This window comes from Streptomyces sp. NPDC043726 (genome assembly GCF_056436565.1).
In genome coordinates, this window is sequence record NZ_JBWKCI010000007.1 from 71741 (window position 1) to 96251 (window position 24511).

Below are 24511 nucleotides of genomic sequence, written 5' to 3' on the forward strand. Positions count from 1 at the left end.
TCCCCTCCCTGTGGGATCCGCTAGAGGATAACGGCGTCCAAGGCCCGCTCATACGCCCGGAACCCCTCCTTCCCGCTCTCCGGTGCCCCCGAGTCCGGGCGGAGTACGGGGACCAGATACCGGAGCCGCCAGGCGCGGAAGGCTGTGGCGGGGGTGCGGTGTCCGGTGCCGTCCGCCAGGCCGGTGGCCAGCGACAGGATCCCGGTCAGCTCCCGGGCACCGGCGGCCGCGTCCGTCCCCGCCACCAGCGCCGCCGTGACCAGCGCGTGCAGGAACTCCGTCAGCTGGAGATCCGCTCCCGCGCGGCACATACGGCGTACGGCCGTCGGGTGCGCCAGGCCGGGCCGTACGCCTTCCACTCCGCCCGACCAGAGGAGACCCGACCAGAGGAGAAGGGAGGGCGCGGTGATGTCGTGGTCGCTGAAGTACCCCAGTTCGTCGGCGACCTTTGTGAAGACCGGCCCGAACGCGCACAGGCGGCGGACACCGGCCAGGATGCGGGTCAGTTCGCCCTCGCGCTCCGCCAGGAAGGCGCCCAGCGAGGCACCGGCCGGGTCCCAGGTGCCGGTCGCCGTCACCGCGCCGATCTCCAGCAGACCGCCGAGCGGAGCGATGACCGACCGAGCCAGTACGTGTTCCTCCACGAGTCCCCCACACCAGGATCCGGTGAACCCGCTTCTCGCGGTTCCCGCTGTCAGACCCTCATGGAACACTGGCCGCGTTGCGCAAGTGAACAACGGGGAGGGTGTTGATGAGCAAGCGGCAGGTGCGGAAGATGCTGGGGCTGATGGCGCATGGGGAGCCCGTTGAGCTCACCAGTCCCCTGGCCTCCGTGAAGAAGCTGGCCCGGCTCGCCTTCATCGCGCAGCAGTTCGGCTACGAGTACGCGGATGTGCGCCAGGGGGGCAGCCACAACTCCGCGCTCGTCATGCTGCTCGTGCCCGACCACAGCCCTCACGCCCGCGCCCGCGCCGCGCAGAACTGGGCGCAGTATCCGAACGCCGGCGACGGAGTCTCCGTGCCGCCCCTGGTACCGGACGCCTTCGAGCTGCTCAAGGCGCGGATCAATTTCGACCTCACCGGCAAGAGCGCCGAGAAGCGGATGCTGCTGGGTGCGCTCGGCGGCACCGTCGGGTGTCTCGCCGTCGCGATGCAGTCCAGCCAGGGGAGCATCACCTGGATCATCGCCGGTGTGCTGGAGGCTCTGCTCATCGGCGGCCTCGGCATCGCCTTCGTCGTCAACCGCAAGCGGAACGCCAAGTTCGCCGCGCGTCTCCAGGCGGCCGGTTTCCAGCCGGTCCACGACGCCACCGGCCGGCTGCGGTATCTCCCGGCGGGGGTCCGGGTGCCCGGGCAGGAGAACCCGTTCGCCAACAGCCCCTACGGCGCCGTGCCTCCCCAGGCGTACGGGCAGCCGTACCCGCCGCAGCCGTACCCGCCCCAGCCCTACCCTCAGCAGCAGAACCCCCACTGGCACCCCTGACCCGCCACCCCCCGTCACGGGAACCTCTCATCCCACCGCCTCCTGCGGTGAGAGCAAAGTTCCTTTCCGGTCACCCAGTGCCACAGGCAGGAAACGCGCCCTCCCTACCTTCGGGATCAGCCACTCCCTGGAGTACGACCTGAGCCCGGAGCCCCGTGGAGGCGTCATGACAGCCCCAAGCACTGCCCCCGCCGCGAGCAGGGGAGGCCGCTGGATCGATCACTGGGATCCGGAGGACGAGACCTTCTGGAACGAGAAGGGCGAGAAGATCGCCCGGCGGAACCTGTTCTTCTCCGTCCTCTCCGAGCACATCGGCTTCTCGATCTGGACCCTGTGGTCGGTCATGGTGCTCTTCATGGGCCCGGAGTACGGACTGACCCCGGCCGACAAGTTCACCATCGTCTCGATGGCGACCCTGGTCGGCGCCGTCGTCCGGGTGCCGTACACCTTCGCGGTCGCGATCTTCGGCGGCCGGAACTGGACGATCATCTCGGCGAGCCTGCTGCTGGTGCCGACGGTCGCCGCGTTCACCGTGATGGAGCCGGGGACGTCGTTCACGACCTTCCTGCTCTGCGCGATGCTCGCGGGCGTCGGCGGCGGCAACTTCGCCTCCAGCATGACCAACATCAACGCCTTCTTCCCGCTGCGGAAGAAGGGCTGGGCGCTCGGCCTCAACGCGGGCGGCGGAAACATCGGCGTGCCCGTCGTGCAGCTGGTCGGCCTGGCGGTCATCGGCGCCAGTGGTGGGCCGCGCCTGCTGCTCGGGATCTACATCCCGCTGATCGTCGTCGCCGCCGTGCTCGCCGCGCTGTACATGGACAGCATCTCGTCGGTGAAGAACGACACCGGCGCCGCCAAGGACGCGGTGAGGGAGGGGCACACCTGGATCATGTCCTTCCTCTACATCGGGACGTTCGGGTCGTTCATCGGCTACTCCTTCGCCTTCGGACTGGTCCTGCAGACCCAGTTCGGCCGTACGCCGCTCCAGGCCGCGTACGTCACCTTCATCGGCCCGCTGCTCGGCTCGCTGATCCGGCCCGTCGGCGGTGCGCTCGCCGACCGGTTCGGCGGGGCGCGGATCACGCTGTGGAACTACGTCGCCATGGCCGCCGCCACCTCGGTGGTCATCGTCGCCTCGATGCGGGAGTCGCTGCCGCTGTTCACCACCGCGTTCATCGCGCTGTTCGTGCTGAGCGGCCTCGGCAACGGCTCGACGTTCAAGATGATCCCCGGCATCTTCCACGCCAAGGCCCTGGCCAAGGGTCTGGAGGGCGAGGAGGCCGCCGCCTACGGCCGCCGGCTGTCCGGCGCCTCCATGGGCCTGATCGGCGCGGTGGGCGCGCTCGGCGGACTCGGCATCAACCTCGCCTTCCGCCAGTCCTTCCTCTCGGTGGGCTCCGGCACCGGCGCCTTCGTCGCCTTCCTCGCCTTCTACGGCGTGTGCTTCGCGGTCACCTGGGCCGTATACCTTCGCCGTACGACCGCCCATCCGCACGCCTCCACGGCCGCTTCGGAGGCGAAGCCGCAGCTCAGCTATGCCGAGGTCTGAGCAGGTGTGACGTAACACCGCCGACATCAAGCCGAACCGAGCCTGTCACGGACCGTTGACAGGCTCGATCGGCATGCGGGTGCAACCCGTGCATGCGGGCGTAACCCGACATGTGACGACTCGAGTGCGGGACGAGAGTTATGTACGACGAACAGCACAAGCCCGACCAAGGGCAACACGGCCCTCTCGCGGGGTTCACCGTAGGGGTGACCGCCGCGCGCCGCGCCGACGAGCTGGGGGCGCTGCTGCAGCGACGCGGTGCCGCCGTCCTGCACGCGCCCGCCCTGCGCATCGTGCCGCTGGCCGACGACGGTGAACTCCTGGCCGCGACCAAGGAGATCGTCGACCAGGCGCCGGACGTGGTCGTGGCGACGACCGCGATCGGCTTCCGGGGATGGATCGAGGCCGCCGACGGGTGGGGGCTCGGGGAGGACCTGCTGGACCGGCTGCGCGGGGTGGAACTCCTCGCGCGCGGGCCGAAGGTGAAGGGTGCGATACGCGCCGCGGGTCTGACCGAGGACTGGTCGCCGTCGTCGGAGTCGATGGCGGAGGTGCTGGACCGGCTGCTGGAGGAGGGCGTCGACGGGCGCCGTATCGCCGTACAGCTGCACGGCGAGCCGCTGCCGGGGTTCGTGGAGTCGCTGCGGGCCGGGGGCGGGGAGGTCGTGGGGGTGCCGGTGTACCGGTGGATGCCGCCGGAGGACATCTCGCCGGTGGACCGGCTGCTGGACGCGGCCGTGACCCGTGGGCTGGACGCGTTGACCTTCACGAGCGCTCCGGCCGCCGCGTCGCTGTTGTCGCGGGCGGAGGAGCGGGGGCTGCTGCCGGAGCTGCTGTCGGCGCTGAGCCACGATGTGGTGCCGGCCTGCGTGGGTCCGGTGACGGCGTTGCCGTTGCAGGCATTGGGTGTCGACACGGTCCAGCCCGAACGCTTCCGGCTCGGCCCGCTGGTCCAGCTGCTGTGCCAGGAACTGCCCTCGCGGGCGCGGGCGTTGCCGGTGGCGGGACATCGGGTGGAGATCCGGGGGCACGCGGTGCTGGTCGACGGGGTGCTGCGGCCGGTTCCGCCGGCGGGGATGTCCCTGCTGCGGGCGCTGTCGCGGCGGCCGGGGTGGGTGGTGGCCCGGGCGGAGCTGCTGCGGGCGCTGCCCGGTGCGGGCCGGGACGAGCACGCGGTGGAGACGGCGATGGCCCGACTCCGGTCGGCGCTGGGCACACCGAAGTTGATCCAGACGGTGGTGAAGCGGGGGTACCGGCTGGCCCTGGATCCGGCGGCGGACGCGAAGTACGCGGACGCGTAGTCGTAGTACGCGAACCGTAGTCGTAGTACGCGAACGCGTCGTCGTACGCGTGCGGGTCCGCCGGGGCGCGGGTGGGCCGGGTTCACGCTCGCCCGCGCTCGCGGGGTGCCGCCTGGCCTGCTGCCAGGCACCCCAATCCCACCGTCACCAGCACCCCCCGCACCGCGTTCCACGTCACCCACGGCCCCTCGAAGTCCTCCCGGAGCTCCGACGGATCCCCCGCCCCCGCCAAGGCGTCGTTCAGCGGGATGTTCACCGCGAACGTCAGCAGCAGGGCGAGGACGTTCGCGGCGGCGGCCGCCCACACCCACCACCGGCGCCCGTCGTGCCGCAGCCGCCATGCCGCCAGGCCCGTCAGCACCGGCGCTCCCAGGAAGCTCAGCAGGAACACCGGGTTCTGGATGACCTCGTTGATGTCGCGCATCACCTCGACGTAGACCTCGTCCTCGCTGCGGGCCAGCCCCGGCATCACCGCGCAGGCGAAGGCGTAGAACGTGCCGGCCAGCAGGCCCGTGGTGATCGTGGCCGCCGTGAGAGTCGCTGTCCTCGTCGTCATGCGTCCAGTCAATCCAGGGCCCACCGCCCCGGACATGGCCATGACGCGCGCACGCATAAGCGCGCGTCCACTAGGGGTTCCGGGCGCGGAAGCGGGAAGGCACTGTTAGAGGGAACGGTTCGTCCGGGGCCGGTCCCGGGGTGACCCCTAGGCGGTGACAGGCACATGGCACTGGGTACGGCCACGGTCTCGTACGAGCTGCGCTTCGACGCCGGACGGCTCTGTCTGGATCTCCTCTCCACCACGCATCCGGGCGAGCGGCTCGACTCGGTCGAGGTGTTGTGCGCCTGGATCACCGGGTCCGGACTCGTCCCGGCCGGGACCCCCCTCGCCCACGTCGACGACCCATGGCTCCTCGACTTCCGGGAACTGCGCGGACGTATCGGCCAGTTGGTCCGCGGCGTCCTCTCCGCCGAGGTCAGGTCCTGGTCGTCGTACGACCGCGCGCTCGCCCGGGTGAACCAGACGGCCCGCACCTCACCACCGGCCCCGCGCGCGATCCGTGCTCAGGACGGCACCCTCGTGCGGGAGTTGGAGGGGCCGCCCGAGCGCCCGGCGCTGCTCGCCGCCGTCGCCCGGGACGCCGTGGAGCTGCTCACCGATCCGGTCGCCCGGGCCGCGCTGCGGCAGTGCGAGGGGGACAACTGCCCGATCGTCTACCTCGACACCTCGCGCGGACGCCGGCGCCGCTGGTGCAGCAGCGAGGTGTGCGGGAACCGGGAACGGGTCGCCCGGCATCGGCGCAGGGCGGCGCTCGCCCGCGCCTGACGATCCGTTAAGTCCCTTTCACGCACTTCGGGTCCGCCGCTGTCGAAGTGATTTCGATTACACGCCGTTTACCTTCGGCTGGTCCGTACCAAGCCGGTCGCTCCCGGCGTGCGTGGCGAAATTGTAAAGACATTGGCGGGGGAATGTGCCCTCGTGTCCCCTCCGTCATGTCACCCGGGAGAAAACTGTCAGCCGGGTTTGAACACTCAACGCGTGCGTTGCGTACCGGTGGTGGAGCGACCGGCTGGGGGAGCCCAGATGAAACGGGGACACCGGAGGTGGGCGTGCGCAAGGATGCGGCCGTGGCCAATGAACGTGGATCGAGGGCCCGACATCGCATGTCCCAGCCCTCGGTGGAACCTGACGAGGAGCTGATGCGTGCTCTGTACAGGGAGCACGCCGGACCCCTGCTCGCGTACGTCCTGCGGCTGGTCGCCGGTGACCGGCAGCGCGCCGAGGACGTCGTGCAGGAGACGCTCATCCGTGCCTGGAAGAACGCCGGCCAGCTCAATCGAGCGACCGGATCGGTACGCCCCTGGCTGGTGACGGTCGCACGCCGCATCGTCATCGACGGCCACCGCAGCCGGCAGGCCCGGCCGCAGGAGGTCGATCCGTCGCCGCTGGAGGTCATCCCCGCGGAGGACGAGATCGACAAGGCGCTGTGGTTGATGACGCTGTCGGACGCGCTCGACGACCTGACCCCCGCCCACCGGGAGGTGCTCGTCGAGACGTATTTCAAGGGGCGTACCGTCAACGAGGCGGCCGAGACGCTGGGGATACCCAGCGGAACCGTCCGCTCACGGGTGTTCTACGCCCTGCGGTCGATGAAGCTGGCACTGGAGGAGCGGGGGGTGACGGCGTGATGAACACATACGGGGGATACGGAGCAGGGGGTCCGGGTATGTCTGGCCCCATGCAGGGATCGCAGGGCCCTTCGGGCGCGAACGAGCACGAGACCGTCGGCGCCTACGCCCTCGGGATTCTCGACGACGCCGAAGCAACCGCTTTCGAAATGCACCTCGCCACCTGCGAATGGTGCGCCCAGCAGCTCGACGAGCTGGCCGGGATGGAGCCGATGCTGGCCGCGCTCGCGGACCTGCCGGGCTCCGGCACGCCCGCCATCGGCGAGTCGCTGTCGGCCAAGCCCAGTCCGCGCCTGGTGCAGAACCTCGTCGACGAGGTCGCCGAGCGCCGCGCGCTGACCCGCCGCCGCAGCTTCTACATGGTGGCAGCGGCAGCCGCCCTGATCATCGGCGGCCCGGTCGCCGCCATCGCCACCACCGACGGCGGCGGTACGGCCAACGAGGCGCACGCCACCAGCCCGGCCAAGGCCGCCTTCGACGTCATCACCGACCGGGTCGCCGGCCGGGACGCCTCCACCAAGGTCTCCGCGACGGTCGCCATGGAGCCCAAGGCCTGGGGCACCCACGCCGTGCTGGAACTGAAGAACGTCACCGGACCCGAGAAGTGCTCCCTGATCGCCGTGGGCAAGAACGGCGAGCGCGAGACGATCACCTCCTGGTCGGTCCCGAAGTGGGGCTACGGCATCGCGAACGCCAAGACCGAACAGGCCCGGCAGCCGCTGTACGTGCACGGCGGAGCGGCCTTCGCGCCCGAGGAGATCGAGCGCTTCGAGGTCATGACGTTCGAGGGCAAGCGTCTGGTCGAGGTGGCCGTATGACACGGCACATGGCGGACGCATAGCTTCCAGGGGCCCCCTTCGCGTACGGTTGACGGCTGCCCAGCACGTCAGAAGGGGGCCCGGTGGCCGCACAGGCTCAACAGGAAACCGCGGTCGGCTCGGTCCAGGACTCCGTCCGGGACCGGGAGATCAGCGTCGAACAGGAACACCTGGACCGGGTGTACCACCGCCTCGAGGAGAAGATCCACGAGGCCGAGTTCCTCATGCGTGACGCGGCCGAGCGCGGCAAGGTCGGCACGCCCGGCGCGCTCGCCGAGCGTGACGCGCAGGTCTTCCGGGCGGGCGTCCACCTCAACCGGCTGAACAACGAGTACGAGGACTTCCTCTTCGGCCGGATCGACCTGCTGCTCGGCAAGGACGGCAGGAAGGGGCCCGACGGCGCCTACACCGCGGTGGAGCCCGCCGAGGGCGCCGTGCGCGGCGACAACACCGCCGACATCGCCGAGACCCTGCACATCGGGCGGATCGGCGTCCTCGACGACGACTACGCCCCCCTGGTCATCGACTGGCGGGCCCCGGCCGCCGCCCCCTTCTACCGCTCCACCCCGGTCGACCCCGGCCGGGTGGTGCGCAGACGGGTCATCCGCTCCAAGGGGCGGCGCGTCCTCGGGGTCGAGGACGACCTGATGCGCCCCGAGCTGACGGCCTTCCTGGACGGCCGGGAGCTGCCCGTGATCGGCGACGGCGCCCTGATGGCCGCGCTCGGCCAGGCCCGTACTCACACCATGCGGGACATCGTCGCCTCCATCCAGGCCGAGCAGGACCTGGTCATCCGCGCCCCCGCCGCCTCCGTGACCTACGTCGAGGGCGGCCCGGGCACCGGCAAGACCGCCGTCGCCCTGCATCGCGCCGCCTACCTGCTCTACCAGGACCGGCGCCGCTACGCGGGCGGCATCCTGATCGTCTCCCCGACCCCGCTGCTGGTGGCGTACACCGAGGGTGTCCTGCCGTCGCTCGGCGAGGAGGGCCAGGTCGCCATCCGCGCGATCGGCTCGCTGGTCGACGGCGCCGAGGCCACCCTGTACGACTCCCCGGCCACGGCCCGCGCCAAGGGCTCGTACCGCATGCTCAAGGTGCTCAGAAAGGCCGCGCGCGGAGCTCTGGAGCTGAACGATTCTCCGACCCGCCTGCGCGTCGTCGCCTTCGGCCGCCGGCTGGAGCTGGAGGCGGAGCAGCTCGCGGAGATCCGCCGCACCGCCCTCAGCGGCACCGCTCCGGTGAACCTGCTGCGCCCGCGCGCCCGCAAGCTCCTCCTGGACGCCCTCTGGGCGCGGTCCGGCGGCGCGGCCCGGCACACCGACCCGGAGCTCGCCGCCGAGCTGCGCTCCTCCTTCGACGAGGACGTGACCGGCGAGGACTCCTTCCTGGAGTTCCTCGACGCCTGGTGGCCGGAGCTGACCCCGCGGACGGTCCTCACGGCGATGTCCGACGAGAGGCGCCTCGGCCGCTGGGCCCGGCGCGTCCTGAACCCGGGCGAGGTCCGCCGGGTCGCCCGCTCCCTGCGCCGCGACGGGCACTCGGTGCACGACATCGCGATGCTGGACGAGCTCCAGGCGATCCTGGGCGCCCCGGCCCGCCCGAAGAAGAAGCGCGAACTGGACCCCCTCGACCTGCTCACCGGTCTGGAGGAGCTGATGCCGGGGCGCGAGGAGAGCCAGCGCGAGCGGGCCGAGCGGCTCGCCCAGGAGCGCACCGAGTACGCCCACGTCATCGTCGACGAGGCCCAGGACCTCACGCCGATGCAGTGGCGCATGGTCGGCCGCCGCGGCCGGCACGCCACCTGGACAGTCGTCGGCGACCCGGCCCAGTCCTCCTGGTCCGACCCCGACGAGGCGGCCGAGGCCCGCGACGAGGCCCTCGGCACCCGCCCGCGCCGCCGCTTCCAGCTCACCGTGAACTACCGCAACCCGGCGGAGATCGCCGAGCTGGCCGCGAAGGTGCTGGCGCTCGCCATGCCGGGCTCCGAGTCTCCGGCCGCGGTCCGCTCGACGGGCGTCCGCCCGCGGTTCGCCGTCGTCCGCGACTCCCTCGCCGAGACGGTCCGCGAGGAGGCGGCCCGGCTGCTCGACCGCGTCGACGGCACGATCGGCGTCGTCGTCGCCATGCAGCGCCGCGAGGAGGCCGCCCGCTGGCTCGCCGGACTCGGCGACCGGGTCGTGGCCCTCGGCAGCCTGGAGGCCAAGGGCCTGGAGTACGACGCCACCGTCGTCGTCTCCCCGGCGGAGATCGCGGACGAGTCCCCGGCGGGCCTGCGTGTCCTCTATGTCGCCCTCACCCGCGCCACCCAGCAGCTGACGGTGGTCTCGGGGGAGCGGGACGAGCCGGACGCGACGGGGGTGCCGGATCTTCTCCGGGACTGACAGCCGGTACGGGAATGGCCTTACGGGATCGGTTTGTTAGCCTGGGTGTGGCACCGGCCCGATCCAAGCCCCCGGGCCCAACCTTCGTCCCTCAGAGGGACCACTTGCCGCGAGGCGAGCATGGCGGGTCGGTGTCACTGAACTGCGAGAGGCCCACGTCACGAGTGTGACGTGGGCCTCTTTGTCGTCGTATGACTGGCTGATCGATTCTCGTATCGTGGAAGATGTTTTCCGAACTCGCACGCACCGGGTGATCCGCCCGGTGAACAAAACGTCCGCAATCCAGGGCGGCTACCACGTACTCAGCGGTAGGTGCGACGATCGGACGGCACAACTTCGCGACACGGTGAAAGCAGAGGAAGTCGGCCATGGCAACGGCGCCCAGCGTCTCCTACTCGATGACGGTCCGGCTGGAGGTGCCCGCGAGCGGAACGGCGGTCTCGCAGCTCACCACGGCCGTCGAGTCCCACGGAGGCTCGGTCACCGGCCTCGACGTCACCGCCTCCGGCCACGAGAAGCTGCGCATCGACGTCACCATCGCGGCGACCTCCACCAAGCACGCCGACGAGATCGTCGAGCAGCTGCGCGGCATCGAGGGCGTCACGCTGGGCAAGGTCTCGGACCGTACGTTCCTCATGCACCTCGGCGGCAAGATCGAGATGCAGTCGAAGCATCCCATCCGCAACCGTGACGACCTCTCCATGGTCTACACGCCGGGTGTGGCCCGGGTCTGCATGGCCATCGCCGAGAACCCCGAGGACGCCCGCCGCCTCACCATCAAGCGCAACTCCGTCGCGGTCGTGACGGACGGCTCCGCGGTGCTCGGCCTCGGCAACATCGGCCCCAAGGCCGCGCTGCCGGTGATGGAGGGCAAGGCGGCCCTGTTCAAGCGGTTCGCGGGGATCGACGCCTGGCCGATCTGCCTGGACACCCAGGACACCGACGCGATCGTCGAGATCGTGAAGGCCATCGCCCCCGGCTTCGCCGGCATCAACCTCGAGGACATCTCGGCGCCCCGCTGCTTCGAGATCGAGGCGCGGCTGCGCGAGGCCCTGGACATCCCCGTCTTCCACGACGACCAGCACGGCACCGCGATCGTGGTGCTCGCCGCGCTGACCAACGCGCTGCGGGTGGCCGGCAAGTCCATCGAGGGCATCCGGGTCGTCATGTCCGGCGCCGGCGCGGCCGGTACGGCCATCCTGAAGCTGCTGCTGGCGGCGGGTGTGAAGAACGCCGTCGTCGCCGACATCCACGGCGTGGTGCACGCCGGGCGCGCGGACCTGGTGGACGCGGCCCCCGACTCGCCGCTGCGCTGGATCGCCGACAACACCAACCCCGAGGGCCTGACGGGCACCCTGAAGGAGGCCGTGCGCGACGCGGACGTCTTCATCGGCGTCTCGGCCCCGAACGTCCTGGACGGCACCGACGTGGCCGCCATGGCGGACGGCGCCATCGTGTTCGCGCTCGCGAACCCCGACCCCGAGGTGGACCCGGCGATCGCCCGCCAGACGGCGGCGGTCGTGGCCACCGGGCGCTCCGACTTCCCGAACCAGATCAACAACGTGCTGGTGTTCCCGGGCGTCTTCCGCGGCCTGCTGGACGCCCAGTCCCGCACGGTCAACACCGAGATGATGCTCGCGGCAGCGAAGGCGCTGGCGGACGTGGTGACCGAGGACGAGCTGAACCCGAACTACATCATCCCGAGCGTCTTCAACGACAAGGTCGCGGGCGCGGTGGCCGGTGCGGTCCGGGAGGCGGCGAAGGCGGCCGGGGCGGCTACGGGCGCCAACTCGGGCGTCTGAACGGCGTCCGCAGGACGTGACGATCGCCACGGCAAGCCCTTGTCGCGGCGCGTCGTGGAACCGAGGGCCTGGGAACGCCGTTTATGGTGACGGCCAGGCTCAGGCCCTCTTTTCGTGTGACTCCCAAGGGTGTTCTCACGACTCGGACGGGTGCCGGATTGGCTTTCCCGCCGCAGGTAGGGGCAGGATGCGTCTCTGGGCGCGAGGGTCTGACGACGGACCCGGGTCCGGGGACCGCCGAGGACCCTGGCAGCATCGGCTTCGCTGTGCCCACTATGCGGCTCCGCCGCGTGGCACGCCTCAACAGCAAGAAGAACACGGGAGTAACAACATGAACCGCAGTGAGCTGGTGGCCGCCCTGGCCGACCGCGCCGAGGTGACCCGCAAGGACGCCGACGCCGTGCTGGCCGCGTTCGCCGAGACCGTCGGCGAGATCGTCGCCAAGGGCGACGAGAAGGTCACCATCCCCGGCTTCCTGACCTTCGAGCGCACCCACCGTGCCGCTCGCACCGCGCGCAACCCGCAGACCGGCGACCCGATCCAGATCCCGGCCGGCTACAGCGTGAAGGTCTCCGCGGGCAGCAAGCTCAAGGAAGCCGCCAAGGGCAAGTGACCTTGCCGGTACACCTCGCGACGGTGTACGAGGCCTTCTAGGCCCGACAACGCAATGGGGCGGCCCTCCTTCGCCGGAGGGCCGCCCCATCGTCGTACGTAGCGCTATCCGAGTGCCTTGCCCGGCAGTTCGACCTTCGCGCCGAGTTCCACGAGCTTCTCCATGAAGTTCTCGTAGCCGCGGTTGATGAGGTCGATGCCGTGGACGCGGGACGTGCCCTGGGCCGCCAGGGCCGCGATGAGGTAGGAGAAGCCGCCGCGCAGGTCGGGGATGACCAGGTCGGCGCCCTGGAGTCTGGTCGGGCCCGAGACCACCGCGGAGTGCAGGAAGTTGCGCTGCCCGAAGCGGCAGTCGGAGCCGCCGAGGCACTCGCGGTAGAGCTGGATGTGGGCGCCCATCTGGTTCAGCGCGGAGGTGAAGCCGAGGCGGGACTCGTACACCGTCTCGTGGATGATCGACAGACCGGTCGCCTGGGTCAGCGCCACCACGAGCGGCTGCTGCCAGTCCGTCTGGAAGCCCGGGTGGACGTCCGTCTCCAGCGCGATGGACTTCAACTGGCCGCCGGGGTGCCAGAAGCGGATGCCCTCGTCGTCGATCTCGAAGGCACCGCCCACCTTCCGATAGGTGTTCAGGAACGTCATCATCGAGCGCTGCTGGGCGCCGCGGACGTAGATGTTGCCCTCGGTCGCGAGCGCCGCGGACGCCCACGAGGCGGCCTCCAGCCGGTCCGGCAGGGCGCGGTGGGTGTAGCCGCCGAGCTTGTCGACACCGGTGATCCGGATCGTCCGGTCGGTGTCCATCGCGATGATGGCGCCCATCTTCTGCAGCACGCAGATGAGATCCTCGATCTCGGGCTCCACCGCGGCGTTGGACAGTTCCGTCACGCCCTCCGCGAGCACCGCCGTCAGCAGCACCTGCTCGGTGGCGCCGACGGACGGGTACGGCAGCCGGATCTTCGTGCCGCGCAGCCGCTGCGGAGCCTCCAGGTACTGCCCATCGGCCCGCTTCTCGATGGTCGCGCCGAACTGCCGCAGCACCTCGAAGTGGAAGTCGATGGGCCGGCCGCCGATGTCGCAGCCGCCGAGGCCGGGGATGAAGGCGTGCCCGAGGCGGTGCAGCAGCGGACCGCACAGCAGGATCGGGATACGGCTCGAACCCGCGTGGGCATCGATGTCAGCGACATTCGCGCTCTCCACGTGGGAGGGGTCCATGACGAGTTCGCCGGGCTCCTCGCCCGGACGGACCGTCACACCGTGCAGTTGGAGCAGTCCACGTACGACCCGGACGTCACGAATGTCCGGAACGTTGCGCAGTCGACTTGGCTCACTGCCCAGCAGGGCGGCGACCATCGCCTTCGGCACGAGGTTCTTCGCGCCGCGGACACGGATCTCGCCCTCCAGCGGGGTTCCGCCGTGGACAAGCAGGACATCGTCGTTGACGGTCATGTATCTCGCGTTCCGATGAGTGGGGCAGGGGCCGAGGGAAACAGGGTAATCGCCGCCGACCCCGGTTCCGTAAGCCCACGTACGGCCCAGCTACGTCATAGCTGTGTCACAACACGAACGGTTCCGCGCCGGGCACGAGGGGTCACCGGGGCGGGTGTGCGCCGGGGGCGCTCGATCCGGTGCTGAGCTGCGTTCACTCCCTTACCGGGATTGCCTCCCCACGCGAAGGGAAGATGCGGGATCATGTCTGGCATGACCGAGGTGTCCTCGCTCACAGGGCGGTTGCTCGTGGCAACGCCCGCCCTGGCGGACCCGAACTTCGACCGTGCGGTCGTGCTCCTTCTCGACCACGACGAGGAGGGCTCGCTCGGCGTCGTCCTCAACCGTCCGACCCCGGTGGACGTGAGCGACATCCTGGAGGGCTGGGGCGACCTCGCCGGTGAGCCCGGAGTCGTCTTCCAGGGCGGCCCGGTGTCCCTGGACTCCGCGCTCGGGGTGGCCGTCATCCCCGGCGGCGCGAGCGGCGAGAGCGCCCCGCTGGGCTGGCGCCGGGTGCACGGCGCGATCGGGCTCGTCGATCTGGAGGCCCCGCCCGAACTGCTCGCCTCGGCCCTCGGCTCGCTGCGGATCTTCGCCGGGTACGCCGGCTGGGGCCCGGGCCAGCTGGAGGACGAGCTGGTGGAGGGCGCCTGGTACGTCGTGGAGTCGGAGCCCGGCGATGTGTCGTCCCCGGCCCCGGAGCGGCTGTGGCGGGAGGTGCTCCGTCGCCAGCGCAACGAACTCGCGATGGTGGCCACGTACCCCGACGACCCTTCGCTCAACTGACCCCTGTGAGCTTCAGTACTCTTGGTTGTTATGAGCACTCTCGAGCCCGAGCGCGGGACTGGTACGGGGACCCTCGTAGAGCCGACGCCGCAGGTGTCCCACGGCGACGGCGACCACGAGCGCTTCGCCCACTACGTCCAGAAGGACAAGATCATGGCGAGCGCCCTCGACGGGACCCCCGTCGTGGCGCTGTGCGGCAAGGTCTGGGTGCCCGGCCGCGACCCGAAGAAGTACCCCGTGTGTCCCATGTGCAAGGAGATCTACGAGTCCATGGGCTCCGGCGGGGACGACAAGGGCAAGGGCGGCGACAAGAAGAAGTAGCCCTGCCCGTCGTCTGAGTCTTTCGAAGGCCCTCGGGGCGCGCTGACCGGTGCGCCCCGAGGGCCTTCGCGTTGCCCGCCGCGGGATCCCTCGCGTGTCACGAACTGGTTGAGACCTCTTGTGGACATGTTCATGTAGTCCATAGCCTCCGGACTGTTGTTGTGCAGAGCAAAACAGTCATTGCGTATGTTGCAACGCTCGGAGGATTGCTCCATGAAGCTCCCCGCCCGTCTCGCCGTACTCCTCGCTGTCATGGCCGCCACCGCCTGCGCCCCCCAGACGTCCGACAACTCCTCTTCCGACAAGGACGAGAAGACCGGCACCCTGCGGGTCTGGCTCTTCCAGGAGGTCAGCAACAAGCCGAAGGAGGAGGTCGTCGACTCCGTCCTCGCCGCCTTCGAGAAGTCCCACGAGGACACGAAGGTCAGCGTCGAGTACATCCCCGTCGAGACCCGCGCCCAGCGCATCAAGGCCGCCTTCAACGACCCCAAGTCCGCGCCCGACGTCATCGAGTACGGCAACACCGACACCGCGGGCTATGTGAAGGACGGCGGACTCCTCGACGTCACCGAGGAGTTCGGCGCCTGGGAGGAGGCCGCGGACACCGACCCGACCGCCAGGCAGTCGGTCACCGTGGACGGCAAGGTCTACGGCGCCCCGTACTTCGTGGGCGTGCGCGCGCTGTACTACCGCACGGACGTCTTCGAGGAACTCGGCCTCGAGGTGCCGAGAACGCAGGCCGAGCTGATCTCCACGGCGAAGGAGATACGGGCCGAGAAGCCCGAGCTGTACGGCCTCGCCGTGGGCGGCGCCTACACCTACGGCGCGATGCCCTTCGTGTGGGCGAACGGCGGCGAACTCGCCACCGGCAAGGGCGGTTCGTACGCCGCCGCCATCGACAGCCCGGCCGCGCGCAAGGGCATCGAGGCGTACACGTCCCTCTTCGGCGACGCCAACTGCCCCGCGGCGACCTGCGCCGGCATGGGCGGCAACGACACGGTGACCGCGTTCGCCTCCGGCAAGGCGGGGATGGCGATCGGCGGCGACTTCAGCCACGCGGCGGTGGAGGCGGGGAAGGTCAAGGGCAAGTACGCGGTGGTGCCGCTGCCGGGCCTGAAAGCGGGTTCGATCGCCCCGGCCTTCGCGGGCGGCAACAACATCGGCGTACTGAGGAGCACGACGCACCGCACGCTCGCGGTGGACCTGATGAAGCGGCTCACGTCGAAGCGGACGCAGGCGTCGATGTTCGACGCGATGGGCTTCCTGCCGACGTTCTCCGACGTACGGCAGCAGGCCGCGGCGAAGGAGCCGTTCGTGAAGCCGTTCACGGAGACGCTGGAAGCGGGCACCAAGTTCGTACCGGCCTCCCCGGCCTGGGCCTCCATCGACTCGGGGCTCGTCCTGCCGACGATGTTCCAGGAGATCGTCAGCGGCAAGAAGTCGGTGGCCGAGGCGTCCGGTGACGCGGCGAAGAAGATGAACGACGCGTTCGGCTCCGCCGGGTGACCTCCGTGACCCACCGCACGACCTGGACCCCCTGGCTCTATCTCGCCCCCGCTCTCGTCGTCCTCGGCGGTCTGCTCGCCTACCCCGTCTACCAGCTCGGTCTCATCTCCCTGTTCCACTACACCCAGGCCCAGGTCAGCGGCGGCGAGCCGACGACCTTCGAAGGATTCGGGAACTACGCCGAGCTGTTCGGGGACTCCCAGTTCTGGGAGGTGCTGCTGGCGACCGTGGTGTTCGCTGCGGCCTGTGTCGTCTCGACGCTCGCCGTCGGATGCGCCCTCGCCGTGCTGCTCACGCGGGTGCGTGCCGTGCCACGGCTCGCGCTGATGCTCGCGGCACTCGGCGCGTGGGCGACGCCGGCCGTCACCGGCTCGACGGTGTGGCTGTTCCTCTTCGACCCGGACTTCGGGCCGGTGAACCGGGTGCTGGGGCTCGGCGACCACTCCTGGACGTACGGCCGCTTCAGCGCCTTCTTCCTCGTCCTCCTCGAAGTGGTCTGGTGCTCCTTCCCGTTCGTGATGGTGACGGTCTACGCCGGCATCCGCGCCGTACCGGGCGAGGTGCTGGAGGCCGCCGCGCTGGACGGCGCCTCGCAGTGGCGGATCTGGCGGTCCGTGCTCGCGCCGATCCTGCGGCCGATCCTGGTCGTCGTCACCATCCAGTCCGTCATCTGGGACTTCAAGGTCTTCACCCAGATCTACGTCATGACCAACGGCGGCGGCATCGCGGGCCAGAACCTGGTCCTCAACGTGTACGCCTACCAGAAGGCGTTCGCGTCCTCGCAGTACGGCCTCGGCTCGGCGATCGGCGTCGTGATGCTGCTGATCCTGCTCGCCGTGACGCTCGGGTACCTGCGCCTGCTGCGCCGCCAGGGGGAGGAGCTGTGAATCTTCTTCGAGGCCTTGTGACCCGTCCGTGGCGGTTCGCGGCGGAGGTGACCGCCCTGGTGATCGCCGCGGTCGTCGCCTTCCCGCTGTACTGGATGGTGCTCGGCGCCTTCAAGCCCGCCGGGGAGATCGAGTCGACCGAGCCCCGGCCCTGGACGACGGCGCCCTCGCTGGACTCCTTCCGGCGGGTGTTCGAGCAGGAGGAATTCGGTCGGTATTTCGTCAACAGCCTTGTCGTGGCGGGCACGGTGGTGATCGCCTCGGCGCTGATCGCGTTTCTCGCGGCGACCGCCGTGACGCGATTCCGGTTCCGCTTCCGGACCACCCTGCTGATCATGTTTCTGGTGGCCCAGATGGTGCCCGTGGAAGCCCTCACGATCCCCTTGTTCTTCCTCATGCGGGACGCCGGACAACTGAACACGCTGGGCTCGCTGATCCTGCCGCACATCGCCTTCTCGCTGCCGTTCGCGATCTGGATGCTGCGGGGGTTCGTGAAGGCGGTCCCGGAGGCTTTGGAGGAGGCCGCCTACCTCGACGGGGCGAGCCGTGCGCGATTCCTGTGGCAGATCCTTTTCCCGCTCGTGCTGCCGGGGTTGGTGGCCACGAGCGTGTTTTCCTTCATCTCGGCCTGGAACGACTTCCTGTTCGCCAAGTCGTTCATCATCAGCGACACTTCGCAGTCGACACTGCCGATGGCGCTGCTGGTCTTCTACAAGCCGGACGAGCCGGACTGGGGCGGTGTGATGGCCGCGTCGACGGTGATGACTATTCCGGTGCTGGTGTTCTTCGTACTCGTACAGCGACGACTGGTCTCCGGGCTGGGCGGAGCGGTCAAGGATTGAGGTGGTGGATGTGATTCCTGAGCCCGCCTACGTGCGCCGGCACGGGACCGAGTCCTGGGAACTGGGGCCGGGGACCGGACTGGCCGTGGGGGAGGGGGCGGAACCGGCGGCGCGCTGGCTGCGCTCCGCGCTGGGCGCCGCCACCGCCCTGCCGCTGGCTCCCGCGAGCCCGGAACGTGACGACGTCATCCGCCTTTCCGTCGACCCCGGGGTGGCCAGGGGAGTCGCCCCGGAGGCCTATCAACTCGCCGTCACGCCCAGGGGAGCCCACGTGGTCGGCGGCGGTCCGGCCGGCCTGTTCTGGGGTGCCCAGACACTGCGCCAGCTGCTCGGTCCGGACGCCTACCGCCGCGCGCCCCTGCCCGGCCGGCAATGGCGGTTGCCGCTGATCCACGTCCAGGACGCCCCCCGCTTCCGCTGGCGCGGACTCATGCTCGACGTCGCCCGGCACTTCCTGCCCAAGGACCAGGTCCTGCGCTACCTGGACCTGATGGCCGCGCACAAACTCAACGTCCTCCACTTCCACTTGACCGACGACCAGGGCTGGCGCGTCGAGATCAAGAAGTACCCCCGGCTCACCGAGGTCGGCTCCTGGCGGGCGCGTACGAAATTCGGCCACCGCGCCTCCGCGCTGTGGGAGGAGAAGCCGCACGGTGGCTACTACACCCAGGACGACATCCGCGAGATCGTCGCCTACGCCGCCGAGCGGCATATCACCGTCGTCCCGGAAATCGACGTACCGGGCCACTCGCAGGCCGCCATCGCCGCGTACCCGGAACTCGGCAACACCGACGTCATCGACACCACCTCCCTGACCGTCTGGGACAACTGGGGAATCTCCGCCAACGTACTCGCCCCCACTGACAACACCCTGCGCTTCTACGAGGGGGTGTTCGAGGAACTGCTGGAGCTGTTCCCCTCGGAGTTCGTTCACGTCGGCGGTGACGAATGCCTCAAGGACCAGTGGCGGCAGTCGCCCACCGCCCAGGCGCGCATCAAGGAACTCGGACTCGCCGACGAGGACGGGCTCCAGGCCTGGTTCATCGCGCACTTCGACAACTGGCTGTCCGCGCGCGGGCGCAGGCTCATCGGCTGGGACGAGATCCTGGAGGGCGGCCTCGCCAAGGGCGCCGCCGTGTCCTCCTGGCGCGGCTACGAGGGCGGGATCGCCGCCGCGCGCGCGGGACACGACGTCGTCATGTGCCCCGAGCAGTACGTGTACTTGGACCACCGCCAGGCCCCCGGCGAGGACGAGCCGGTGCCCATCGGCTACGTCCGCACCCTGGAGGACGTCTACCGGTTCGAGCCCGTCCCACCCGCCCTGACCTCGGAGGAAGCCCGGCACGTCCTCGGCACGCAGGCCAATGTGTGGACGGAGGTGATGGAGGACCACGCGCGCGTGGACTACCAGGCCTTCCCCCGGCTCGCGGCCTTCGCGGAGGTGGCCTGGAGCGCCCTTCCGGCCCCCGGGGAACGGGACTTCGCCGACTTCGAGCGCCGTATGACGGCCCATTACGCCCGCCTCGACGCCCTGGGTGTCGGCTACCGCCCGCCCGCCGGACCGCTGCCGTGGCAGCGCCGACCCGGAGTGCTCGGCCGCCCCATCGAGGGACCGCCCCCGAACAGGTAATGGAAAAACCCCGGCAGGGTCACCGAAGAGTGGCAATTCGCGCGGACCGGTGATGCCGGACCAAAACGGACTATCTCCCCGGTGAAGTGGGCGAATGCCTCCTAGCGGACCCCCGCGTTCGGGCCCTGCGAAGATGTGCCAGAGTTGCCACGTCCGCCCTGTCAGCACGTACCGTACGGCAGCAACAGGTGGGACCAGGTGGGGCAGCGGGAAGGGGCAGCCGGTTTGACCACGCACGCACCGCAGGCGGGGCAGGCCGTCACGCTGCCCACGACTCTGGACGAGGCCGTGGCGGCGCTCACCGCCATGCCGGCCGCCGTTCCCGTGGCCGGCGGCACCGATCTGATGGCCGCCGTCAACTCCGGGCAGCTCAGGCCCGCCGCGCTGGTCGGCCTCGGCAAGATCAGCGAGATCCGCGGCTGGCAGTACCAGGACGGCCACGCGCTGCTCGGCGCCGGGCTCACGCACGCGCGCATGGGCCGCCCCGACTTCGCCGCCCTGATCCCGGCGCTCGCCGCCTCCGCGCGCGCGGCCGGCCCGCCGCAGATCCGCAACGCCGGCACCCTGGGCGGCAACATCGCCACCGCCGCCCCGACCGGCGACGCGCTGCCGGTGCTGGCCGCCCTGGAGGCGACGCTGATCATCGCGGGCCCGGGCGGGGCCCGCCGGGAGATGCCGGTGTCGCATCTGCTGGCCGGCATGGAGATGCTGCGGCCCGGCGAACTCATCGGCTACGTGCGCGTGCCGCTGCTGCACGCCCCCCAGGTCTTCCTCAAGGCGACCGGGCGGACCGGACCGGGGCGCGCCCTGGCCTCCGTGGCGCTCGTCCTCGACCCCGCGCGGCGGGGCGTGCGCTGTGCCGTGGGGGCCATAGCGCCGATGCCGCTCAGGCCGCTGGACGCCGAGCAGTGGGTGGCGCAGCTGATCGACTGGGACAACGACCGCGCCGTGGTCCCGGAGGCGCTGACCGCCTTCGGCGAGTACGTCGCCGCGGCCTGCATCCCCGACCCCGCCCCGGGCGAGGACGGCTCCGTGGAGCAGCTCCCGCCCGCCGTACTGCACTTGCGGCGCACCGTCGCCGCGCTGGCCCGACGAGCACTGGGGAGGGCGCTGTCGTGACCGACGACCAGCACGGAGAAGGCGCCCCGCAGGGCGGGGGCCGCTGGGATCCGCTGCCCCAGGGCGACTACGACGACGGCGCCACCGCCTTCGTGAAGCTCCCCGAGGGCGGCGTCGAGGCCCTGCTGGCCGCCTCCGACAGCCCGCTGGCCGCGCCGGGCCACGGCTATGTGCCGCCGCCCATAACGGTCACGCCCGGCACCACCGCGGGCACCGACCCGGCCGCCACCGGCACCTGGACGATGCCCGCGGGCGGCGTGCAGTGGCCCGACGCGAACGCGGGGACCGAGGAGGCCGGGAACGACCGGTTCACCTACAACCCCGCCGCGACCGGCCAGTGGCACTTCGAGGATGCCGCGGCCGCCGAGGGCGCGCCGGGCCACGACGTCACGGGCCAGTGGTCGATCCCCGTCGCCGGTGGCGACCTTCCCGACGAATCGGGCGAGTTCACCACCTCGTCGCTGGTCGAGCAGTGGGGCGGCACCCCGCCGGCCACCCTCCCCGGCGGCGCGCCCGCGCCCTGGGCGGCCCAGCAGCCGCCCCAGGCCATCGGCGAGCCGTGGAGCCGGTCGGCCCCCGAACAGGCCGAGCACGCGCCCGCGCAGGCCGACCGCACCGCCGAGCACGGCGCGCCGCACGCGCAGCTGCCGGCGGACGCCGACACCGCCGTACCGGAGCCGCCCGCGCCGGAGCCCGTCGCGGAGGCCCCCGAGGCCGCTCCAGAGGCCTCTGAGGCCGCTGGGGAGGCCCGTGAGCCGGAAGGGGCCGACGAGGGGCCCCAGGAGGCCGACAGCGGCGCCGAGAGCGCCGTGGAGCCGCCCGCCGACAAGCCCTCGCTGCCCGGTGAGGAACACCCCCTCGCCTCCTACGTGTTGCGGGTCAACGGCGTCGACCGCCCGGTGACCGACGCCTGGATCGGCGAGTCGCTGCTCTACGTGCTGCGCGAGCGGCTCGGCCTCGCGGGCGCCAAGGACGGCTGCTCGCAGGGCGAGTGCGGGGCCTGCAACGTCCAGGTCGACGGACGGCTCGTCGCCTCCTGCCTGGTGCCCGCCGTGACCGCCGCCGGCAGCGAGGTCCGTACCGTCGAGGGCCTCGCCGTCGACGGACAGCCCTCCGACGTGCAGCGCGCGCTCGCCCGGTGCGGGGCCGTGCAGTGCGGCTTCTGCGTGCCGGGCATGGCGATGACCGTGCACGACCTGCTGGAGGGCAACCCCGCCCCGACCGAGCTGGAGACCCGCCAGGCGCTCTGCGGCAACCTGTGCCGCTGCTCCGGCTACCGCGGTGTCGTCGAGGCGGTCAAGGAGGTCGTCGCCGAACGCGACGCGCACAGCGCGGGCGACGGTGAGCCCGACCCCGACGAGGCACGCATCCCGCACCAGGCGGGCCCGGGAGCCGGCGGGGTGCACCCCTCGGCACTCGATCCGCACGACCAGGCGTACGGACAGGACGGAGGCCAGGCGTGAGCAACGAAGCCGCCACCGCGCCCACCCCCGCGGAGGCAGCCCCCGCCCCCGAGCCGATCCCGCACGGCCTCGGCGCCTCCCTGCCGGCCGCCGACGCCCGCGCCAAGACCGAGGGCACCTTCCCCTACGCGGCCGACCTGTGGGCCGAGGGACTGCTGTGGGCGGCCGTGCTGCGCTCCCCGCACGCGCACGCCCGCATCGTGTCCATCGACACCACCCACGCGCGGGAGATGCCCGGCGTGCGCGCCGTCGTCACCCACGAGGACGTCCCCGGCACCCCGGTGCACGGCCGCGGCACGGCCGACCGTCCGGTGTTCGCCTCCGAGGTCGTACGGCATCACGGCGAGCCCATCGCGGCCGTCGCCGCCGACCACCCCGACACCGCGCGGATGGCCGCGGCCGCCGTCATCGTCGAGTACGAGGTGCTCGACCCGGTCACCGACCCCGAGCAGGCCTTCGAGGCCGAGCCGCTGCACCCCGACGGCAACCTGATCCGGCACATCCCGCTGCGCCACGGCGACCCCGACGCGGCCGGCGAGATCGTCGTCGAGGGCCTGTACCGCATCGGCCGCCAGGACCCCGCGCCCATCGGCGCCGAGGCCGGGCTCGCGGTGCCACGCCCGGACGGCGGGGTCGAGCTGTACCTGGCCTCCACCGACCCGCACAACGACCGCGACACCGCCGCCGCCTGCTACGGCCTCGCCCCGGACCGCGTGAAGATCGTCGTCACCGGCGTCCCCGGCGCCACCGCCGACCGCGAGGACCAGGGCTTCCAGCTCCCGCTCGGTCTGCTGGCCCTGAAGACCGGCTGCCCGGTGAAGCTGACGGCGACCCGCGAGGAGTCCTTCCTCGGCCACGTCCACCGCCACCCGACGCTGCTCCGCTACCGCCACCACGCGGACGCCGAGGGCACGTTGGTCAAGGTCGAGGCGCAGATCCTGCTGGACGCGGGCGCGTACGCGGACACCTCCGCCGAGGCGCTGGCCGCCGCGGTGTCCTTCGCCTGCGGGCCCTACGTCGTGCCGAACGCCTTCATCGAGGGCTGGGCCGTGCGCACCAACAACCCGCCCTCGGGACACGTCCGGGGCGAGGGCGCCATGCAGGTGGCCGCCGCCTACGAGGCGCAGATGGACAAGCTGGCGAAGAAGCTCGGCGTCGACCCGGCCGAGCTGCGCCTGCGCAACGCCATGGCGACCGGCGACGTCCTGCCCACCGGCCAGACCGTGACCTGCCCGGCACCGGTGGCCGAACTCCTCCAGGCGGTACGGGACTTCCCGCTGCCGACGCTGCCCAAGGACACCCCCGAGGACGAGTGGCTGCTGCCCGGCGGTCCCGAGGGCGCCGGTGAACCGGGCGCGGTCCGCCGGGGCGTGGGCTACGGGCTCGGCATGGTGCACATGCTGGGCGCCGAGGGCGCCGACGAGGTCTCCACGGCGACCGTCAAGGTGCAGGGCGGGGTCGCCACGGTCCTGTGCGCGGCGGTGGAGACCGGACAGGGCTTCGCCACGCTGGCCCGCCAGATCGTCCAGGAGACCCTCGGCATCGACGAGGTCCATGTGGCCCCGGTCGACACCGACCAGCCCCCGGCGGGCGCGGGCTGCCGAGGCCGGCACACCTGGGTGTCCGGCGGCGCGGTGGAGCGCGCGGCGAAGATGGTCCGCACCCAGCTGCTCCAGCCGCTGGCGCACAAGTTCGGCATGTCCACCGAGCTGCTCCAGATCACCGACGGCAAGATCACGTCGTACGACGGCGTCCTGTCGACCACCGTCACCGAGGCGATGGACGGCAAGGAGCTGTGGGCGACGGCCCAGTGCCGGCCGCATCCCACCGAGCCGCTGGACGAGGCCGGCCAGGGCGACGCCTTCGTGGGCCTGGCGTTCTGCGCGATCCGCGCGGTCGTGGACGTCGACATCGAACTCGGTTCGGTGCGCGTGGTGGAGCTGGCCCTCGCCCAGGACGTGGGCCGGGTGCTCAACCCGGCGCAGCTGGCGGCGCGGATCGAGGCGGGCGTCACGCAGGGCGTCGGCATAGCGCTGACGGAGAACCTGCGCACCGCGCGCGGCGCGATCCGCCACCCCGACCTGACCGGGTACGCCCTGCCGACGGCCCTGGACGCCCCGGACATCAAGATCGTGAAGCTGGTCGAGGAACGGGACGTGGTCGCTCCGTTCGGCGCCAAGGCGGTCAGCGCGGCGCCGGTGGTGGCCTCGCCGGCAGCCATCGCCTCCGCCGTACGGGCGGCGACGGGCCGGCCGGTGAACCGGCTGCCGATCCGGCCGCAGGCGGCGGTTGTGACGGGCGGCACGTGAGCCGCTGAGCGGGCGTTGTCAGTGGTGCGG

General features: G+C 71.2%; 21 protein-coding genes. 18 read left to right on the forward strand and 3 right to left on the reverse strand.

Going from position 1 to position 24511, the window contains the following annotated elements:
• Window positions 1–20 precede the first annotated feature (20 nt).
• Window positions 21–644: a hypothetical protein gene (locus AC068Z_RS20925; protein ID WP_478557399.1), complete on the reverse strand. Its 624-nt coding sequence runs from the start codon at window positions 642–644 to the stop codon at window positions 21–23.
• Between the two features lie 107 nt (window positions 645–751).
• Between AC068Z_RS20925 and AC068Z_RS20930 the strand changes: the two genes are divergently transcribed.
• The 3 genes from AC068Z_RS20930 to AC068Z_RS20940 all read left to right on the forward strand — a co-directional run bounded on the left by AC068Z_RS20930 (window position 752) and on the right by AC068Z_RS20940 (window position 4333).
• Window positions 752–1483 carry a hypothetical protein gene (locus AC068Z_RS20930; protein WP_478557400.1) on the forward strand — a complete coding sequence of 244 codons (732 nt, stop codon included), beginning with the start codon at window positions 752–754 and terminating at the stop codon, window positions 1481–1483.
• A 166-nt stretch (window positions 1484–1649) separates the two neighbouring features.
• Complete coding sequence (locus AC068Z_RS20935) at window positions 1650–3032, forward strand: nitrate/nitrite transporter (RefSeq protein ID WP_478557402.1); 1383 nt, start codon at window positions 1650–1652, stop codon at window positions 3030–3032.
• Window positions 3033–3172: 140 nt separating this feature from the next.
• On the forward strand, window positions 3173–4333 hold the full coding sequence (locus AC068Z_RS20940) for a uroporphyrinogen-III synthase (RefSeq protein ID WP_478557404.1): 1161 nt from the start codon (window positions 3173–3175) through the stop codon (window positions 4331–4333).
• 82 nt (window positions 4334–4415) lie between these two features.
• On the opposite strand, the gene AC068Z_RS20945 is transcribed toward AC068Z_RS20940, so the two are convergent.
• Window positions 4416–4889: an anthrone oxygenase family protein gene (locus tag AC068Z_RS20945; RefSeq protein ID WP_478557406.1), complete on the reverse strand. Its 474-nt coding sequence runs from the start codon at window positions 4887–4889 to the stop codon at window positions 4416–4418.
• A gap of 165 nt (window positions 4890–5054) precedes the next feature.
• Here AC068Z_RS20945 and AC068Z_RS20950 point away from each other — a divergent pair, with 165 nt between their 5' ends.
• The 6 genes from AC068Z_RS20950 (at window position 5055) to AC068Z_RS20975 (ending at window position 12134) form a co-directional block, all read left to right on the forward strand.
• Window positions 5055–5657, forward strand: coding sequence for a CGNR zinc finger domain-containing protein (locus AC068Z_RS20950; protein ID WP_478557408.1), 603 nt, complete (start codon window positions 5055–5057; stop codon window positions 5655–5657).
• Between the two features lie 278 nt (window positions 5658–5935).
• A complete protein-coding gene (locus tag AC068Z_RS20955) occupies window positions 5936–6520 on the forward strand; it encodes a sigma-70 family RNA polymerase sigma factor (RefSeq protein WP_078598885.1) in 585 nt (194 codons plus the stop codon).
• Between the two features lie 50 nt (window positions 6521–6570).
• Window positions 6571–7338, forward strand: coding sequence for an anti-sigma factor family protein (locus tag AC068Z_RS20960; RefSeq protein ID WP_478557410.1), 768 nt, complete (start codon window positions 6571–6573; stop codon window positions 7336–7338).
• Between the two features lie 83 nt (window positions 7339–7421).
• On the forward strand, window positions 7422–9719 hold the full coding sequence (locus tag AC068Z_RS20965; RefSeq protein WP_478557412.1) for a HelD family protein: 2298 nt from the start codon (window positions 7422–7424) through the stop codon (window positions 9717–9719).
• A 368-nt stretch (window positions 9720–10087) separates the two neighbouring features.
• Window positions 10088–11521, forward strand: coding sequence for an NAD-dependent malic enzyme (locus AC068Z_RS20970; protein ID WP_478557414.1), 1434 nt, complete (start codon window positions 10088–10090; stop codon window positions 11519–11521).
• Between the two features lie 331 nt (window positions 11522–11852).
• Complete coding sequence (locus AC068Z_RS20975; RefSeq protein WP_007382399.1) at window positions 11853–12134, forward strand: HU family DNA-binding protein; 282 nt, start codon at window positions 11853–11855, stop codon at window positions 12132–12134.
• 104 nt (window positions 12135–12238) lie between these two features.
• Here AC068Z_RS20975 and murA read toward each other — a convergent pair whose 3' ends face one another.
• A complete protein-coding gene (gene murA / locus AC068Z_RS20980; RefSeq protein WP_478557424.1) occupies window positions 12239–13579 on the reverse strand; it encodes a UDP-N-acetylglucosamine 1-carboxyvinyltransferase in 1341 nt (446 codons plus the stop codon).
• 252 nt (window positions 13580–13831) lie between these two features.
• Here murA and AC068Z_RS20985 point away from each other — a divergent pair, with 252 nt between their 5' ends.
• The 9 genes from AC068Z_RS20985 (at window position 13832) to AC068Z_RS21025 (ending at window position 24481) form a co-directional block, all read left to right on the forward strand.
• Entirely contained in the window at window positions 13832–14404 is a 573-nt protein-coding gene (locus AC068Z_RS20985; RefSeq protein WP_478557426.1) for a YqgE/AlgH family protein, read from the forward strand.
• A gap of 30 nt (window positions 14405–14434) precedes the next feature.
• Entirely contained in the window at window positions 14435–14725 is a 291-nt protein-coding gene (locus tag AC068Z_RS20990) for a DUF3039 domain-containing protein (protein WP_351931262.1), read from the forward strand.
• A 213-nt stretch (window positions 14726–14938) separates the two neighbouring features.
• Window positions 14939–16231: an extracellular solute-binding protein gene (locus AC068Z_RS20995; protein WP_478557429.1), complete on the forward strand. Its 1293-nt coding sequence runs from the start codon at window positions 14939–14941 to the stop codon at window positions 16229–16231.
• Window positions 16228–17118 carry a carbohydrate ABC transporter permease gene (locus tag AC068Z_RS21000; RefSeq protein ID WP_478557431.1) on the forward strand — a complete coding sequence of 297 codons (891 nt, stop codon included), beginning with the start codon at window positions 16228–16230 and terminating at the stop codon, window positions 17116–17118. Before AC068Z_RS20995 ends, AC068Z_RS21000 begins: the two co-directional genes overlap by 4 nt.
• A complete protein-coding gene (locus AC068Z_RS21005) occupies window positions 17115–17960 on the forward strand; it encodes a carbohydrate ABC transporter permease (RefSeq protein ID WP_478557433.1) in 846 nt (281 codons plus the stop codon). Before AC068Z_RS21000 ends, AC068Z_RS21005 begins: the two co-directional genes overlap by 4 nt.
• A 4-nt stretch (window positions 17961–17964) precedes the next feature.
• Window positions 17965–19590, forward strand: a complete 1626-nt coding sequence (locus tag AC068Z_RS21010) for a beta-N-acetylhexosaminidase (RefSeq protein WP_478557435.1) — start codon at window positions 17965–17967, stop codon at window positions 19588–19590.
• 225 nt (window positions 19591–19815) lie between these two features.
• A complete protein-coding gene (locus AC068Z_RS21015) occupies window positions 19816–20709 on the forward strand; it encodes an FAD binding domain-containing protein (protein WP_478557437.1) in 894 nt (297 codons plus the stop codon).
• The gene (locus AC068Z_RS21020; protein ID WP_478557439.1) at window positions 20706–22172 is read left to right on the forward strand and encodes a (2Fe-2S)-binding protein; all 1467 of its coding nucleotides are present in this window, start codon (window positions 20706–20708) and stop codon (window positions 22170–22172) included. Before AC068Z_RS21015 ends, AC068Z_RS21020 begins: the two co-directional genes overlap by 4 nt.
• Entirely contained in the window at window positions 22169–24481 is a 2313-nt protein-coding gene (locus tag AC068Z_RS21025) for a xanthine dehydrogenase family protein molybdopterin-binding subunit (RefSeq protein ID WP_478557441.1), read from the forward strand. The genes AC068Z_RS21020 and AC068Z_RS21025 overlap by 4 nt, the downstream gene beginning before the upstream one ends.
• Window positions 24482–24511 lie beyond the last annotated feature (30 nt).